The organism is Cellulosimicrobium sp. So1_17 (genome assembly GCF_055181235.1).
The window spans coordinates 2,049,818-2,065,945 of record NZ_CM143702.1; the positions used below are offsets into that span (position 1 = coordinate 2,049,818).

Annotated in this window: 12 protein-coding genes; 11 read left to right on the forward strand and 1 reads right to left on the reverse strand. The window is 75.2% G+C overall.

The annotated features are described in order from the left end of the window. Positions 1-86 precede the first annotated feature (86 nt). The 3 genes from ACZCLJ_RS08995 to ACZCLJ_RS09005 all read left to right on the forward strand — a co-directional run bounded on the left by ACZCLJ_RS08995 (position 87) and on the right by ACZCLJ_RS09005 (position 4,730). Positions 87-3,701: an Ig-like domain-containing protein gene (locus ACZCLJ_RS08995; RefSeq protein WP_463106178.1), complete on the forward strand. Its 3,615-nt coding sequence runs from the start codon at positions 87-89 to the stop codon at positions 3,699-3,701. 250 nt (positions 3,702-3,951) lie between these two features. Further along, a complete protein-coding gene (locus ACZCLJ_RS09000; RefSeq protein ID WP_251152300.1) occupies positions 3,952-4,257 on the forward strand; it encodes an STAS domain-containing protein in 306 nt (101 codons plus the stop codon). Continuing rightward, the gene (locus ACZCLJ_RS09005) at positions 4,254-4,730 is read left to right on the forward strand and encodes an ATP-binding protein (RefSeq protein ID WP_251152301.1); all 477 of its coding nucleotides are present in this window, start codon (positions 4,254-4,256) and stop codon (positions 4,728-4,730) included. The genes ACZCLJ_RS09000 and ACZCLJ_RS09005 overlap by 4 nt, the downstream gene beginning before the upstream one ends. A gap of 69 nt (positions 4,731-4,799) precedes the next feature. Here the strand turns inward: ACZCLJ_RS09005 and ACZCLJ_RS09010 are convergent, their stop codons facing one another. Then, positions 4,800-7,073, reverse strand: coding sequence for a SpoIIE family protein phosphatase (locus tag ACZCLJ_RS09010; RefSeq protein ID WP_463106179.1), 2,274 nt, complete (start codon positions 7,071-7,073; stop codon positions 4,800-4,802). Positions 7,074-7,353: 280 nt separating this feature from the next. Here ACZCLJ_RS09010 and ACZCLJ_RS09015 point away from each other — a divergent pair, with 280 nt between their 5' ends. The 8 genes from ACZCLJ_RS09015 (at position 7,354) to ACZCLJ_RS09050 (ending at position 16,121) form a co-directional block, all read left to right on the forward strand. After that, positions 7,354-8,160 carry an ABC transporter ATP-binding protein gene (locus tag ACZCLJ_RS09015; protein ID WP_463106180.1) on the forward strand — a complete coding sequence of 269 codons (807 nt, stop codon included), beginning with the start codon at positions 7,354-7,356 and terminating at the stop codon, positions 8,158-8,160. Positions 8,161-8,288: 128 nt separating this feature from the next. Beyond that, positions 8,289-8,729 carry a YciI family protein gene (locus tag ACZCLJ_RS09020; protein ID WP_463106181.1) on the forward strand — a complete coding sequence of 147 codons (441 nt, stop codon included), beginning with the start codon at positions 8,289-8,291 and terminating at the stop codon, positions 8,727-8,729. 67 nt (positions 8,730-8,796) lie between these two features. Continuing rightward, the gene (locus ACZCLJ_RS09025; protein WP_463106182.1) at positions 8,797-10,227 is read left to right on the forward strand and encodes an RNA polymerase sigma factor; all 1,431 of its coding nucleotides are present in this window, start codon (positions 8,797-8,799) and stop codon (positions 10,225-10,227) included. 9 nt (positions 10,228-10,236) lie between these two features. After that, complete coding sequence (locus tag ACZCLJ_RS09030) at positions 10,237-10,965, forward strand: GntR family transcriptional regulator (RefSeq protein ID WP_251152305.1); 729 nt, start codon at positions 10,237-10,239, stop codon at positions 10,963-10,965. A 110-nt stretch (positions 10,966-11,075) separates the two neighbouring features. Then, the gene (locus tag ACZCLJ_RS09035; RefSeq protein WP_463106183.1) at positions 11,076-12,137 is read left to right on the forward strand and encodes a BMP family protein; all 1,062 of its coding nucleotides are present in this window, start codon (positions 11,076-11,078) and stop codon (positions 12,135-12,137) included. A gap of 92 nt (positions 12,138-12,229) precedes the next feature. Then, entirely contained in the window at positions 12,230-13,969 is a 1,740-nt protein-coding gene (locus ACZCLJ_RS09040) for an ABC transporter ATP-binding protein (RefSeq protein ID WP_463106184.1), read from the forward strand. Then, positions 13,966-15,198 carry an ABC transporter permease gene (locus ACZCLJ_RS09045; RefSeq protein ID WP_463106185.1) on the forward strand — a complete coding sequence of 411 codons (1,233 nt, stop codon included), beginning with the start codon at positions 13,966-13,968 and terminating at the stop codon, positions 15,196-15,198. Before ACZCLJ_RS09040 ends, ACZCLJ_RS09045 begins: the two co-directional genes overlap by 4 nt. After that, positions 15,195-16,121 carry an ABC transporter permease gene (locus ACZCLJ_RS09050; protein ID WP_251152309.1) on the forward strand — a complete coding sequence of 309 codons (927 nt, stop codon included), beginning with the start codon at positions 15,195-15,197 and terminating at the stop codon, positions 16,119-16,121. The genes ACZCLJ_RS09045 and ACZCLJ_RS09050 overlap by 4 nt, the downstream gene beginning before the upstream one ends. Positions 16,122-16,128 lie beyond the last annotated feature (7 nt).

Below are 16,128 nucleotides of genomic sequence, written 5' to 3' on the forward strand. Positions count from 1 at the left end.
ACTACCTCGGCACGAAGACCCCCGCGGGAACGACCCGCACCCGGCCCCGCGCCGGATCGCAGCGACGCGAAGGAGGTGGCTCAGGGATGAGCCGAACACCTGACGAGCGACAGCACGACTCGACAGCACGAGGAGGTCCGGCCCGCCGGCCGGCACGACGGGCGGGAGCACGGCTCGGCGCAGGGATCGGGGCCGGGGCGCTCGTAGCCGGCTGCGCCCTCGCGGCGCTGCCGGCCCAGGCGGCACCTGCCGTCACCGCCTCCGCCGCGGCGACGGGACTGGTAGGCGCCACGACGGCGGCCGCCGCGGACGTCCCCGGCGTCACCGTGACCCCCGACCCGTCGTACGCGGGCGAGCCGTTCGAGGGCTGGGGCACGAGCCTCGTGTGGTTCGCCAACGCGACCGGCGACTACCCGGACGAGATCCGCGACCGCCTGGCCGACATGGTCTTCGGCGACGAGGGTCTCAACCTCAACATCGCGCGGTACAACGTCGGCGGCGGCAACGCGCCCGACGTCCCCGACTACCTGCGCGCGGGCGGCGCCGTCGACGGCTGGTGGAAGGCGCCCGAGGGCACCACGCGCGAGGACGTCGACTGGTGGGACCCGGAGAACCCGGACCACTGGGACCCCGACGCCGACCAGACGCAGCGCTGGTGGGTCGACCGCATCAAGGACGAGGTCACGCACTGGGAGACGTTCAGCAACTCCCCGCCGTGGTTCATGACCGTGAGCGGCTACGTCTCGGGCGGGTTCGACGCGAACGCGGACCAGCTCAAGACCGAGAGCATCGACGACTTCGCCGCCTACATGGTGGGCGTCACCGAGCGCCTCGAGGAGGCGCACGGGATCGACGTCGCCACGGTCGACCCGTTCAACGAGCCGAACACCGACTACTGGGGCACCCAGCTCGGCACCGACGGCAACCCGACCGGTGGCCGCCAGGAGGGTGCCCACATCGGCCCCGAGCTGCAGCAGCAGGTGATCCCCGCGCTCGCCGAGGCGCTCGACGGCTCGTCGACCGACGCGGTGATCTCCGCGATGGACGAGACCAACCCGGGCACGTTCGCGCGGAACTGGAACTCCTACCCGCAGTCCGTGCGCGACCAGGTCTCCCAGCTCAACGTCCACACCTACGGCACGGGCCAGCGCACCACGGTCCGCGACATCGCCAAGGGCGAGGACAAGCCGCTGTGGATGAGCGAGGTCGGCGGCAACTGGAGCTCGACCGGCCAGGACTTCGAGACCATGGAGTCCGGCCTCGGCAGCGCGCAGCACATCGTCGACGACCTGCGCGAGCTCGAGCCGTCGGCGTGGGTCTTCTGGCAGCCGGTCGAGGACTACGACAACATGGCGCCCGGCGGCGAGAGCGCGAACGGCATGAACTGGGGCGAGATCCAGATCCCGTTCGACTGCGCGGCCACCGACACGCTCGAGACGTGCCCGATCTACACGAACACGAAGTACTGGGCGACCCAGAACTTCACGCACTACATCGAGCCGGGCGACTCGCTCGTCCGCTCGGACGACGCGAACAGCACCGCCGCGGTCTCCGCCGACGGCGAGCAGGCGACCGTCGTGCACGTCAACGCCACCACCGCGGAGCGCGCCGTCACGCTCGACCTGTCGAAGTTCGGTGCGGTCGAGTCCGATGCGACCGTCACCCCCGTCGTGACCAGCACGGCGGGCTACCTCGTCGAGGGCGAGCCGGTCGCCGTCTCGACCGACGACCAGGGCGCGAGCGCCACGCTCACCGTCCCGGCCGAGTCCGTGACGACGTTCGTCGTGGACGGCGTCTCCGGCGTCGCCGAGGACGCGGCCCTCGTCCAGGACGGTCACGTGTACCGCCTCGACGGCGTGCAGTCGAACCGTTCGCTCGCCCCGGCGGCGAGCGGCGACGGTGTCGTCATCCGTACCGACGCCGCGGTCGCCGAGCAGGCGTGGGAGCTCACCGCCCTGGGCGCGCCCGAGGGCTCGGGCTCGCACCGCTCGCGCTACGCGGTGACGAGCGCGGCGACGGGCGAGCAGCTGGCCGTGGCCGCGGACACGTCGCCGGTGCTGACGGAGGCTCCCGCCGACGTCACGGCCACGCCCCTGACCGCGCAGTGGATCCTCTCCACGACCGGTGACGGCACGTACACGCTCGTCAACGCGTCGTCGAAGACCCTGCTCGAGGTGGGCGGTCAGGCGACCGCCGACGGTTCGCCCGTCGGGACGTACCTCGCCAACTCCGGGATCAACCAGCGCTGGCGGATCGTCGACGAGACGGTGCTCGGCACGGAGCCCGTCGACGCGTTCACCACGCCGGGCACCGCGCCCGGGCTGCCCGCCACCGTCACGCCCGTCTACCGCGACGGCGCGCGCGGCGAGCTCCCCGTCACGTGGGAGCTCCCCGGCGACGACGCGTGGGCGTCTCCCGGGACCGTCGAGGTCCCGGGGACCGTCGCGCTGCCCACGGGCGGCACGCTGGAAGCCACGGCGACGGTCGTCGTGGACACGCTCGACCGCACGCTGCCGGCGCGCGCGAAGTCGTACGCGGGCGGCACGCCCGCGCTCCCGACGACCGTCACCGCCGTCGCCGCGGGCGGCGCCGAGGTCCAGCGCCCCGTGACGTGGGACGCGGCCCCGGACGGCGCGTTCGACGAGGTCGGCGTGGTCGAGCTCGCCGGGACCGCCGACGCGGGCACCGTGGACGGCACACCGACGACCCTGCCCGCCGTCGTGCGGGTCCAGGTCACCGAGGCCGCGTCCGCGAACGGCGCGCTCGCCACGGGCACGACCGCGTCCGCGACGTTCACCGAGCCCGGCTACTCCGTCGCCGGGGTCGTCAACGGCAACCTCACCGACAAGGCGTGGTCGAACTGGCTGTCCGGCACCAAGCGCGCCTCCGACGCGCTCACGGTCACGCTGCCGGCGGAGCGCGACGTCACCGGCGTCGTGACCCGCTTCTGGAAGGACGGGTCGAGCGCGACCTGGGCGCAGTCCGTGCAGCTCCAGGCGCTCGTCGGCGGCACGTGGACCGACGTCGGCGCACCGGTCACGGTGGACGCGTCCGCGGACGGCCCGGCACCGGTCGTCGAGGTCCCCGCGGGCGTGCGCACCGCGTCCGTGCGCGTGGTCCTCGCGGCACGGGCGAACACGCACATGGTGGTCGCCGAGATCGAGGTCCTCGCCAAGGTGCCGGGCACGGGGACCGACGCCGCGGCGTCGGGCATCACCGTGGACGGCGAGCCGCTCGCGGGCTTCGACCCCGAGGTCACCGCGTACGAGGTGGCGGCCGAGGGCGACGTGCCCGAGGTCGCGGCCACCGCGCACGACCCGTACGCGAGCGTCGCGGTCGAGCCGGCCGGCGCGGTCCCGGGCGTCACGACCGTCCGCGTGACCGCCGAGGACGGCACCGAGCGCGCCTACACGCTCTCGTGGACCGACGGCGCGCAGGCGCCCGTGACCGCGACCGCCGAGGTGCGCTGCCTCGCCGGCAGGGCGTACGTCGCGGTCCGCGCGACCAACGACGGCGCGGCGCCGATCGACGTGACGATCACGACGCCCTACGGCTCGCGGTCGTTCGCCGACGTCGCCCCCGGGTCGAACGCGTACCAGTCGTTCGCGGCGCGCTCCGCGCCCGTCCCGGCCGGGGCGGCCCAGGTGACGGTCGTCGGCCACCAGCCGGTCGACGTCACCTACGACGCGCGCACCTGCTGACGACCCGTACCACCACGACGGCGGATCGCCGGGGACGAGCTCCCCGGCGGTCCGCCGTCGTGCTGCTCGGCGGACCGCCGGAAAGACCGCCGGACAGACCGCCGGACGGACCGGTGACGGGCCCTCCGCGGGCTGCCGGGACACAATTCGGACACGCCCGGGCGGTACCCACGCGCGGGGGAGGCAGACATTGCGTAGCGTAGGCACTTGCGCCCTGGATCGTCCGGGGCGCGCTGAAGGAGGCGCGTCGGTGGCCGAGAGCGGTGTACGGGTGCAGGACGACGGGACCCTGTGGGTCATGTACGGCGAGATCGACGCCGCGGTCCAGGCGCGGCACGAGGACGACCTGCAGCGTCGCGCACAGGCCGCGACCGCTCAGATCCGCATCGACCTGACCGACGTGACGTTCATGGACTCGGGCGGCCTGCGGCTGCTGTACCACGCGGCGACCGCGGGCGAGACGCCACCCGCGCTCCTCGGCACGCCGCGCCGCGTCCGCGACCTGCTCGAGCTGAGCGGCGTCGACTCGCTGTTCCAGGTCGAGGACTCCGCGTGAGCATCGCCGCCGCGGACGTCCCGGTCCGTTTCGTCGAGATCGGCTCGTGGCGTCTCGCCACGCTCGCCGATCTCGGCGATCTGCGCGGGCACGTGCACCGCACGCTGACGGGTGCGCCCCTGCCGCCCGACCGTCACCTCGACGCCGCCCCGGAGCGCATCGTGCTCGTCGCGAGCGAGCTCGCCACGAACGCGCTCCGCCACGGACGGCCGCCGGCGCTCGTCCGGCTGCTCAGCGACGGGCGCGAGTTCGTCGTCGACGTCGTCGACCACTCCCCCGAGCGCCCGCCCGTCATCGACCCGCACCGCCCGCCCGGCGCCGGCGGCTTCGGCCTGCAGCTCGCGCGTCGCGCAGCCCGCGAGGTCGGCTGGTTCACCACAGCCACGGGCGAGAAGCACGTCTGGGCCCGGTTCGAGGTGCCCCTGTTCCGCGCCGGTACGGGCGCCCGGAGCGCTCTCGCACTCCTCGCCTGAGCGGCAGCCCTCGCGCCTCGCCCGGGCAGGAGCACGGTCGAGCCCGACAGGGCCGGGCGCGCCGTCCCGTCAGGCCTCGCGGCGGAGCACCAGGAGGGTGGCGTCGTCCGCGGAGCGGGGGTCACGGGCCGCGGCGAGGATCTCGTCGGCGCCGGGCCTGCTGCCCCTCTCGAACACCGCCGCGAGCCGGTCGAGGCCGTCCAGGACGGACTCCTCCCGCCGCTCGACGAGCCCGTCGCTGTAGAGGACGAGCGCTCCGCCGCGCGGCACCTCGAGGACGTGGGTGGTCGGCGCGCGGTCGACCAGACCCAGCGGGGGCGCGCTCGCCCCCTGGGCCCAGCGCGGCGTCCCGTCCGCCTCGACCACGAGCAGGGGCGGGTGCCCGACCGACACGTGCTCGACGACACCGCTCGCCGGGTCCAGCAGCGCGACCGCGACGGTCGCGACCTCGCCCGGGAGCGTCCAGCGGGCGAACTGCGCCAACCGCTCGACGGCTTCGGCGGCCGACGACGTGCCCACGAGCGCGGCCCGGAGGGTCGTGCTGAGCTGGCCCATCGTCGCCGCCGCCTGGAGACCGTGCCCGGTGACGTCGCCGACGACGAGGGCCACCTTGCCCGACGGCAGGTCGAGCGCGTCGTACCAGTCGCCGCCGACGAGGCCGGTGCCTGCCGACTCGTAGCGCGACTCCAGGGACCAGCCCTCGATCCGCGGCAGCAGCGCGGGCAGCAGGCTCCGCTGCAGCTCCTCGGTCGCGCGCAGCGCCTTGCGACCGCGGGCGTAGAGCGCCTCGACGAGGTGCCCGCGCAGCGCCGCCGCGAAGTCCGTCTGGTCCGAGGTCCACGGGCGGCTGTGCCCGCGCACGACCTCGCGCCACCGCTCGAACGACTTGCGCGGGCTCAGCCGGACGTCGCCGCCCTCGCGGCGTGCGATGGCCTTGTTGTGCGGGTCCCCTCCCCAGTCGACGTGCCGGAGCACCTCGTCGCGGACCCACAGGACGACCTGCCCCTCGGGCAGCACGATGCCCAGGACCCCGGCCACGTCGGGCATGAGGGCGGCGAGCTCGGGCACGTCGTGCGCGAGCCGGTCGGTGGACACCAGCTCCTCGCCGTGGGACAGCACCCAGGCGACGAGCGCGCGGCAGGCGTCGTCGTCCGGGACGTTCCCGACCGAGGTGAGACGCCCCTCCGCGACGACCACCGCGCCGTCGGCGCGCACGAGCCGGCGCAGCCAGCCGGAGCGGGTGATCGCCGTGCCGAGCGGGGCCGCCTCGTCGCGGCTGTCGGCGGCGAGGTGCGCGAGCACGCTCTCCGCGCGCCGCACCTCGGCGTCCCGCTCCGTCTCGGCCTGGGACACGAGCCGGACCGACAGCGCCGACCCGAGGAACTCCGCCGCGGTGCGCACCTCGAACGGCGGCTCGTGCGGGCCGGCGTAGTGGTGGCACGCGATGAGGCCCCAGAGCCGGCCTTCGCGCAGCAGCGAGATGGACATCGACGCCCGCACGCCCATGTTCCGGAGGTACTCGAGGTGGATCGGCGAGACGCTGCGCAGCGTCGAGTACGTGAGGTCGAGCGGGGCACCCGTCGTGGACAGGACCGTCGGGACGATCGCCGACGGCTCGTAGTCGACGTCGGCGATGAGCCGGATCCAGTTCTTCTCGTACAGCGCGCGTGCCTGCGGCGGGATGTCCGAGGCCGGGTAGTGCAGCCCGAAGAAGGAGTTGAGGTCGTCGCGCCGCGCCTCGGCGACGACCTCGCCGTTGTACGCCGCGTCGAAGCGGTAGATCATCACGCGGTCGAACTTTGTGAGCTCGCGGACGTGGCGCGCGGCGTCGTCGTACAGCTCCTCCAGGGTCGCGGCGCGCTCGAGGTCCCGCAGCGCGCGCCGCACGGAGAGGTACGTGTTGGGGAACGTCAGAGGACGGGCGCCGGTGGCCGCCTCGAGCTCGACGACGAGGACGGGCTCGGAGCCAGGACCGTCGTCGGGCAGCGGCGGGCGGTGCAGCACCGCGTCGACGTCGCGCGGGAAGCCGTCCAGCCGGAGGGTGAGCGGGTTGCGGTCCGCGAGCTCCGCTCCGGCCGACGCGTGGGCGAGGACCCTCCGCGCGGGGTCGGGCCCGAGCGCCGCGGCGAGGTGCTCCCCGAGCAGGTCGTGCGGCGCCACACCGAGCAGGCGCTCCGCGCTCGCCGACGCCTGGAGCACCGTGCCGTCCGACTCGCGGACCGCCAGGAGCACACCTCGCGGCTGGACGAGTCCCGGGACGTGGATCGGCTCCCGGGCGCAGTTGTCGAGGTCGACGGGCTCGCCAGGGGCGAGCAACCCGTCGGGGTCGACCGTGCTGGTCACGCCTGTCTCCGTCCGCCGCCGTGGCACAGCGCTGCCACGGAAAGATCGACGGATCACCTGGGCTCGAGGATCCGAGTCGAACGGCCCAGGCTACCGCCTGCGACCCCGTTTCTCCGCCATCCGGACCGGGCGTCTCCCACGGACGCGACGGTTCCCCGCCCGGCCACCTCGCTGCGAGGACCGGGTGACCGGTGCCACGGAACTCCGCGGTAGCGTCGTACGTCGGACGGGCGGGAGGAACGGAGCGCCGTCCGCCCACGAACCGAGCCTGAAGGTGACCATGAGCACGACAGTCGACCTGCCCGAACCGATCCTGCGCGCGACGGGCCTCTCCGCAGGGTACGCGGGACCCGACGTCGTCCACGGCATCGACCTCGAGGTCGTCCCGGGCACCGCGCCCGTCGGGATCGTCGGGGAGTCCGGCGCGGGCAAGTCGACGGTCGTGCGTGCGCTCGTCGGGCTCGTGCGGCCGACCCGCGGTCACGCGACCTTCCAGGGTCGCGCCGTCTCGAAGCTCTCGCGCCGCGACAAGAAGACGTTCAAGGCCGAGGTGCGCCGCGTCTCCCAGGACGGGCTCGCAGGGGTGGGGATCGACCCGCGCTGGACCGTCGACCGCGCGCTGTCGGCCGCGCTCACCGAGGCGCGCAAGGCAGGCCGCGCGAACGGGCGGCCGGTCGCGGACCTCCTCGCGGACGTGGCGCTCGAGCCGCGGTACGCGCCGCGCACGATCCACTCGCTCTCCGGCGGGGAGAAGCAGCGGCTCGCGCTCGCCGTCGCGCTCGCCACGCGGCCGCGCGCGCTCCTGCTCGACGAGCCCCTCACGGCCGTCGACCCGGCGATGCGCGGCGACGTCGTGCGCCGGCTCGGCGAGGCGACGCAGGCGCTCGGCACCGCCGTCCTCCTCGTGTCGCACGACCTCGAGCTCGTCGAGCGCCTGTGCCCCACGGTGCACGTGCTCGCAGACGGCACGTTCGTCGCGTCGGGCGCGCTGCGGGACGTGTTCGCCGGCACCGCGCCGGGGTCCGACCATCCCGCGGTCCGCGGGCTCGCGGAGGCCGCCCCGCTCGCCGTCCAGCGCTTCCGCTGAGCGCTCACGGGAGTCGTCGGGAAGAAAGTTCGCGAGCGGTGTCGAAAACCGGTGCCGCCCGTTCGACGTCCTGGTGAACCCGCCCCCACGGCACTACGGTCGAGGGGCACTCACCGAGGAGGAACGTCATGCGAGTCATGGTCCTGATCACCGGCACCGGTGCCGACGAGGACAAGATCGCCCCCACGCAGGAGATGCTCGCCCAGATGGGCGAGTACAACGAGCAGCTCGTCAAGGCGGGCGTCATGCTCGACGGGCAGGGCCTGCACCCGAGCGCGAAGGGCGCGCGGGTCGTGTTCGACACGACCGGGACGTCCGTCGTCGACGGCCCGTTCACCGAGTCGAAGGAGCTCCTCGCCGGGTACTGGATCTGGCAGGTCTCGTCGCTCGAGGAGGCCGTCGAGTGGGCGAAGCGGTGCCCGTCCGACCCGCAGTACGGCAGCACGCAGGTGCTCGAGATCCGGCCCGTCTTCGAGCCGGAGGACTTCGGCGCGGAGTACACGCCGGAGCTGCGCGAGCAGGACGAGCGCCTGGCCCAGGAGATCAAGGCCCAGCACGGCGGGGCCTGAGCCCGTGCTCCACGCGCCGGCGACGGAGCCCTCGGACGGTTCCCGCAGCGGGTCGGTCCGGGGTTCGGTGCGCAGCGCGGCCGAGGTGCGCCGGACCGTCGAGGCGGTCTGGCGCATCGAGTCCGCGCGGCTGATCGCGGGTCTCGCGCGCACCCTGCGCGACGTGGGGCTCGCGGAGGACGTCGCGCAGGAGGCGTTCGTCGCCGCGCTCGAGCAGTGGCCCGAGCAGGGCGTGCCGGACAACCCCGGCGCGTGGCTCACGACGGTCGCGCGCCGTCGCGCCGTCGACCTGGTCCGCCGTGAGCGCACGCGCGACGCGAAGTACGCGCGCCTCGCGGCGGACCTCGTCGCGCCCGGCGCGAGCACGCACGGCGGCACGGCGGCGCGCGCGACGGACGGCGGCGCGGTGCTCGTGGGCAGCGTGCCCGCCCCGGACGCCGTGGTCGACGCGCCCGTGGACGACGACCTCCTCGCGCTCGTGCTCGTCGCGTGCCACCCGGTGCTGCCGCGCGAGTCGCGCGTCGCGCTGACGCTCCGGCTCGTCGGTGGCCTGACGACCGAGGAGATCGCGCGCGCGTTCCTCGTCCCGTCGGCGACGGTCGGCCAGCGCGTCTCGCGCGCCAAGCGCACGCTCGCCGAGGCCCGGGTCGCGTTCGAGGTGCCGCAGGCGGACGAGCTGCCCGCCCGGGTGCCCGCGGCGCTCGAGGTCGTGTACGTGGTGTTCACCGAGGGGTATGCCGCGACGTCGGGCGACGCGTGGGTGCGCCGCGACCTCGCCGAGGACGCGATGCGCCTCGGCCGCGTGCTCGCCGGCCTGCTGCCGGCGGAGCCGGAGGTGCACGGGCTCGTCGCGCTCATGGAGCTCCAGGCGTCGCGCTTCGCGGCGCGCACGGGACCCGACGGCGAGCCCGTCCTCCTCGAGGACCAGGACCGCGCGCGCTGGGACCGCCTGCTGGTCCGCCACGGCCTGGCCGCGCTCGACCGGGCGTTCGCGCTCGGCACGCGGGGCGGGAAGGTCCTGGGGCCGTACACGCTCCAGGCGGCGATCGCCGCGTGCCACGCGCGTGCGGCGACGTTCGCCGAGACCGACTGGGAGGCGATCGTGTCGCTGTACGACGCGCTCGCCGCGGTGGCGCCGTCGCCGGTGGTCGAGCTCAACCGGGCGGTCGCCGTGCTCATGGCCGACGGTCCGGAGCGAGCCCTCGAGGTGCTCGACGCCGTCCACGGCGACCCACGCCTCGAGCGCTACCACCTCTACGGCGCTGTGCGCGGCGACGTCCTGTCCCGCCTCGGTCGGTACGCGGAGGCCTCCGTGACGCTGGAGCAGGCGGCCGGGCTCGCGCCCACGCGGCGCGAACGACGGCTCCTGCTCGGCCGGGCCGCGGCGGCGGCCGAGCACGGCGGCACGGCCGAGCTCGGCGGCACGGCCGACGGGAGCGGTGCGACCGGAGCGCACGACGGCGGGACCGGTACGACCGACCGGACCGACGATCCTTAGGATCGGGGCGTGACCACGAGCCCCGCGCCCCTCGACGACGCCCGCCCCTCGCTGCGGGAGACGGCGTACGCGACGCTCAAGGCGCGCATCATCGGGCTCGACCTGCACCCGGGCCAGCGGCTCGTCGAGCGTGACATCGCGACCGAGCTGGGTGTCTCGCGCGTGCCGCTCCGCGAGGCGCTGCACCAGCTCGAGAGCGAAGGGCTCGTCGTCCTCGTGCCGCGGCAGGGCGCCCTGGTCGCGCCGTTCACGCGCGCCGACGTCGAGCAGCTCTTCGAGGTCCGCGAGAACGTCGAGGTGCTCGCGTTCCGCCTCGCGGCCTTGCGCCGCTCGGCGGCGGACCTCGCGACGATGGCCGCGGCGGTCGACGCGGCCCGGGTCGCGCTCGCGGCGCACGACGACGCCGCGACCGCCGCCGCGAACGCGGGCTTCCACGCCGCCGTCGTCCAGGCGTGCGGGAACCCGCTGCTGCGGTCGATGCTCGCGCCGCTCGACGCGCGGGTGCGCTGGCTCTTCCACCTCACGAAGCAGCGCGACACGCGCGAGCAGTGCGAGGAGCACGCGGCGATGCTCGCGGCGATCGAGGCGCGGGACGGGGACGCCGTGGCAGACCTCGCGCTGCGGCACGTGGCCTCCGGGCGCGAGCCGAGCCTCGCGCTCGCCGAGACGTGGGCGTCGGCGCCCATCGACCCGGTCGAGGCCACCCGCACGCGCAACCGGGGCCCGCGCTCCCGCTGACCGCCGTCCCGTCCGGTCACACATGATTTACGGCCGGTTGACGCGCCCGAAACACGAGGTCCCCACACTCGGTGCGTAGTGGTATACCACTAACTCGACCAGGAGGACCCATGCGCAGCTCCCGTCCCGCCGCCCCCCGCCCGTCCCTCGCCCCGCCGCACGCGCACCCCGCGCGCCGGAACGCCGCCGTCGGCGCGCTCCTCGCCGGGAGCCTCGTCGCCCTCGCGGCGTGCAGCACGTCGACCGCTGCCGGCGACGACGCCCCGGCGGACGGCGACGAGCCGCTCGCCGTCGGCGTTTTCCTCCCCGGATCCACCTCCGACACCGGCTTCATGCAGTCCGCCTACCTCGGCTACCAGCGCCTCGAGGAGGAGCTCGGCGACGAGGTCGAGCTCTCGTTCGTCGAGGAGGTCGCCGCCGCCGACTACGAGCAGACGCTCGTCCGCTTCGCGAGCACGTCCGACCTGGTCATCTCCGTGGGCGGCCAGACGGACGCCGACCTGCGCAAGGTCGCGCCGCAGTTCCCCGACGTGACGTTCGTCGAGATCGGCGGCCCGGCGGACGCCGAGCCCCTCGAGAACCTCGCCTACTACGACCCCCAGCAGGCCGAGGCGGAGTACCTCTCCGGCGCCGTCGCCGCGCTGTCCTCCGAGACCGGCAAGGTCGGGTTCATCGGCGGCGTCGAGCTCCCGGCGATCGTCAACGCCTCGGTCGCGTTCGCGAACGGCGCGGAGGCCGCGGTCCCCGGGACCGAGGTCGTCACGCCCCAGTTCCTCGGCGACTTCAACGACCCTGCGAAGGCCAAGCAGGCCGCGGCGGCGAACTTCGGCGTCGGGGTCGACGTCGTCGGGCAGATCGTCAACCTCGGCAAGCAGGGCATCGAGCAGGCCGCGAAGGACGCCGGCGCCTCGATGGTCGGCGGGCCGATCCCGGGCGAGTGCACCGACGGCGGTCCCTACGTGGGCTACGTCCGCACCGACATCGGGACCGAGGTCGAGCACGCCGTCCACTCGGTGCTCGACGGGACGTGGGAGGCCGCGCAGGTGCCGTTCGGCCTGACCAGCGGGCTGGGTGGCACCGAGTTCGTCCTGTGCTCCGACGACCCCGAGACCGTCGCGGCGCTCGAGGAGATCACGGAGTCCGTCGCCACCGGCGCCGTCGAGACGTACTGACGCGACGTCCCGAGGAGACCTGCCGGCGAGACCTCGCCGGCAGGTCCTCCCGACACCGCACGAGCGGTCCGACCAGCCCGAACGGAGACCTCATGCCCACGACTCTCCCCTCCGCCCCGACGGCGCACGCACCCGGCGACCCGGACGACGCGCCCACGCTCGCCCTGCGTGGCGTGACGCGCGTCTTCGGGACCCACACCGCGCTCGACGCGGTCGACCTCGAGATCGCCGCCGGGGAGGTGCACTGCGTGCTCGGCGAGAACGGGGCCGGGAAGTCCACGCTGTGCAACATCGTGTTCGGGACGCTCCCGGCGACGTCGGGCGAGGTCCTGCTCGACGGCGTGCCGTTCGCCCCGGCGTCGCCCGCCGACGCCCTCGCGCGGGGCGTCGCGATGGTCCACCAGCACTTCTCGCTCGTCCCGACGCTCACCGTCGAGGAGAACCTGCTGCTCGGTCGGGGCGCCCGCCGACTGCGTCCCGACCGGGCCGGTCTCGCCGTACGCCTCGGCGCGATCGAGGAGACCCTCGGCCTGCGGGTCGACCCGGCGGCGCGGGTCGGGACGCTCACGGTCGGCGCCCGGCAGCGCGTCGAGATCGTCAAGGCGCTCCTGGACGGCCCCCGCCTCCTCCTGCTCGACGAGCCCACCGGCGTCCTCGGGCCGGACGAGGTCGACGGCCTGCTCGCGACCTGCCGCCGCGTCGCGGCCGCGGGCACGGCCGTCGTGCTCATCACGCACAAGCTCGCCGAGGTGATGCGCGTCGGTGACCGGGCGACGGTGCTGCGCGGCGGGCGCGTCGTCGGCGGCGGGCCGCTCGCACGTGAGGGCACCGGCAGAGCGCCGGGCGCCGGCCCCGGCACCGAGCTCGGCGACGGCCTCGGCGCCGCCGAGCTCGTGGGCCTGATGGTCGGTCGCGACGCGTCGAGCCTCGACCCGGTGCTCGCCGCGAGCGTGGGCGTGAACCGTCCCGTCGACACCTCGTCGGTCGACGTCTCGTCGGTCGACATCTCGTCGGTCGACGCCGCACCGGCCGCCGCCGCAGCGGACGGACGCCGGGAGCCGGCCCCGGCACCGGACGTGGCACCGCCCGTGCTCGAGGTGCGTGGCCTCGTCGTCGACCGGCCCGACGGCGCGCGCGCGGTCGACGCCGTCGACCTCGTCGTGCGGCCGGGCGAGATCGTGGGGATCGCCGGCGTGGAGGGCAACGGTCAGAGCGAGCTCGTCGCCGCGCTGTCCGGTGCGGTCCGGCCGTCGGCCGGGCAGGTCGTCCTCGCCGGCACGGACGTCACGCGTGCCGGGCCGCGGCGACGGACCGCGCTCGGCCTCGGCGTCGTCCCGGAGGACCGCCACCACGAGGCCGTCGTGACGAGCCTGAGCGTCACCGCGAACCTGCTCCTCGGCCGCCTGCACCGCTACCGCCGGTTCGGTCTGCTCGACCGTCGCGCCATGGACGCGGCGGCGACCGACCTCGCGCGCCGGTTCGACGTGCGGGCCGCGAGCCTCGACGCCCCGCTCTCCGCGCTGTCGGGCGGGAACCAGCAGAAGGCCGTCCTCGCGCGCGAGCTCAGCCTCGACCCGCTGCGCTGCGTCGTGGCGGCCCAGCCCACGCGGGGGCTCGACCTCGGCGCCGTGGACGACGTCGTCGCGCACCTGCGCTCCGCGGCCCGCGCGGGTGTCGGGGTGGTCGTCGTGTCCAGCGAGCTGTCCGAGCTCCTCGTCCTGTGCGACCGCGTGCACGTCGCCTACCGGGGCTCCCTGAGCGGCCCCGTCCTCCCCACCGACCCCGGTGCGCGCGACCGCGTCGCCCACCTCATGACGGGAGCCCCGGCATGACCGCCCCGATCTCGACCGCGCCGCCCGCGACGCCCAGCGCGCCTGCGCGCCCCGCGACGCCGACCACCACGCACCGTGGCGAGCACGCGCTGCGCGACCGGCTGCTCGCCGCACGCCCTGTCCTCGTCCCGCTCGCCGCCGTGCTCGGGGCGCTCGCCGTCAGCACCGCGCTGGCCGCGCTCGCCGGGGCGACGCCCGCCGAGGCCGCGACCGCCCTGTGGGAGGGCATGGTCGGCACGCCGTACGCGATCGGGTCGTCCGTCAACGTCGCCGCGGTGCTGCTGCTCGTCGCGACCGGCTTCCTCGTCGCGCACCGGGCCGGGCTCGTCAACGTCGGGGGCGAGGGCCAGATCTGCGTGGGTGCCGTCGCCGCGACCGCCGTCGGCACGACGCTCCCGCCCGCGGTCCCGCCCGTCGTCGCGCTCCCCCTCGTGCTGATCGTCGCCGCGCTGGGAGGCGCCGCGTGGGCGTCGGTCGCGGCCTGGCTCGCGGTCCGGCGCGGCGTGAGCGAGGTCATCACGACGCTCCTGCTCAACTTCGTCGGCGCCGCGGTGCTCGTGCTGGCCGTCCACGAGGAAGCGCTGCTCCGCCAGCCCGTGACGAGCTCGGAGACGCTCCCCCAGTCGTCACCCCTGGTCGACGCCGCGCACCTCCCGCTCCTGGGCGTGCCCGGTTCGCCGGTCACCGTGGGCGTCGTGCTCGCGCTCGCCGGGGCCGTGGTCGCCGCGCTCGTCCTGCGGCGGACCGCGACCGGCGTGCGGCTCGCCGCCGTCGGGCAGTCGCGTCCGGCGTCGCTCCGCCTCGGCCTCCCGGTCGACCGGCTGCGCTTCTCCGCCCTCGCCACCGCGGGCGCCGGGGCCGGTCTCGCCGGGGGCGTGCTCGTCGCGTCGGCCCCGCACGTGCTCGACGACGGCCTGTCGTCCGGGTACGGGTTCTCCGGCCTCGTCGTCGGTCTCCTCGCGCGCGGCTCGTTCACCGCGGCCGTCGGCATCGCGACCGGGCTCGGCTTCCTCGTGTCGGGCGGCATCAACCTCCAGCTCGCCGCAGGCGTCCCCGCGTCGATCACCCAGATCACGGAGAGCCTCATCGTCCTCGGCGTCGCCGGGACCGCGATCTGGGCGGTGGGCCGGGCCGGTGCGCACGTGCGGCGGGCGCGTTTCGGGCGCTCACGCCCACCGCAGCCCTCCTCCCCCGCCCCCAGGACGACCACCACGGAGGTCTCGTCGTGATCCTCACTCTCACCGACCTCCTCGTCGCCACCGTCGCGCTCGCGATCCCCGTGCTCGTCGCCGCCTCGGGCGAGCTCGTCGGCGAGCGCGCCGGCGTCCTCACGATGAGCGTCGAGGGCATGATGCTCACCGGCGCGTTCGCCGCCGTCGTCGGGGCCACGTCGAGCGGCTCCGCCCTCGTCGGGGTGGCCTGCGGGGCTCTCGCCGGACTGCTGGTCGGCGTGCTGCAGGCCGTGCTGAGCGTCGTCCTGCGTGCCGACCAGATCGTGACGGGCATCGCCGCCAACGCTCTCGCGCTCGCGGGCACGACGTTCGGCGCACGCCTCCTGCTCGAGCGCGGGACCGAGGTGCCGGGGTTCGACCGCGTCGCGATCCCGGTGCTCTCCGAGATCCCGGTGATCGGGCCGGCCCTGTTCCGCCAGACCGGCCTCGCCTACGCGCTCGTGGTCCTCGTCGTGCTGCTCGCCGTGCTGACGTCGCGGCGCACCGGCTGGGGTCTCGCCGTCGACGCCGTCGGCGAGGACGCGGCGAGCGCCGACCGGTCCGGCATCCCGGTGCTGCGCGTGCGCTTCGCGGCGGTGCTCGTCGTCGGGCTCCTGTCCGGGCTCGCCGGGACGCAGCTCGCGCTCTCCGAGGTGCACACCTTCACGGACAACATGACGGCCGGCATCGGGTACCTCGCGGTCGTCGCCGTCATCGCGGGCAGCTGGCGCCCCGTCGGGGTGGCCGTCGCGGCGCTCGTCTTCGGCCTCGCCCAGGCGCTGCAGTTCACGCTCCCCGCGCTCGGCGTCGACGTGCCGTTCGCGCTGCTCGTCATGCTCCCCTACGTCCTCGCGCTGCTCGCCGTCGCGGGCTTCGTCACCCACAGCCGGCCGCCCAGCGGCCTCACGACGCCGTTCGTGCGGCTCGGCCGGTCGTCGTGACCCCGCT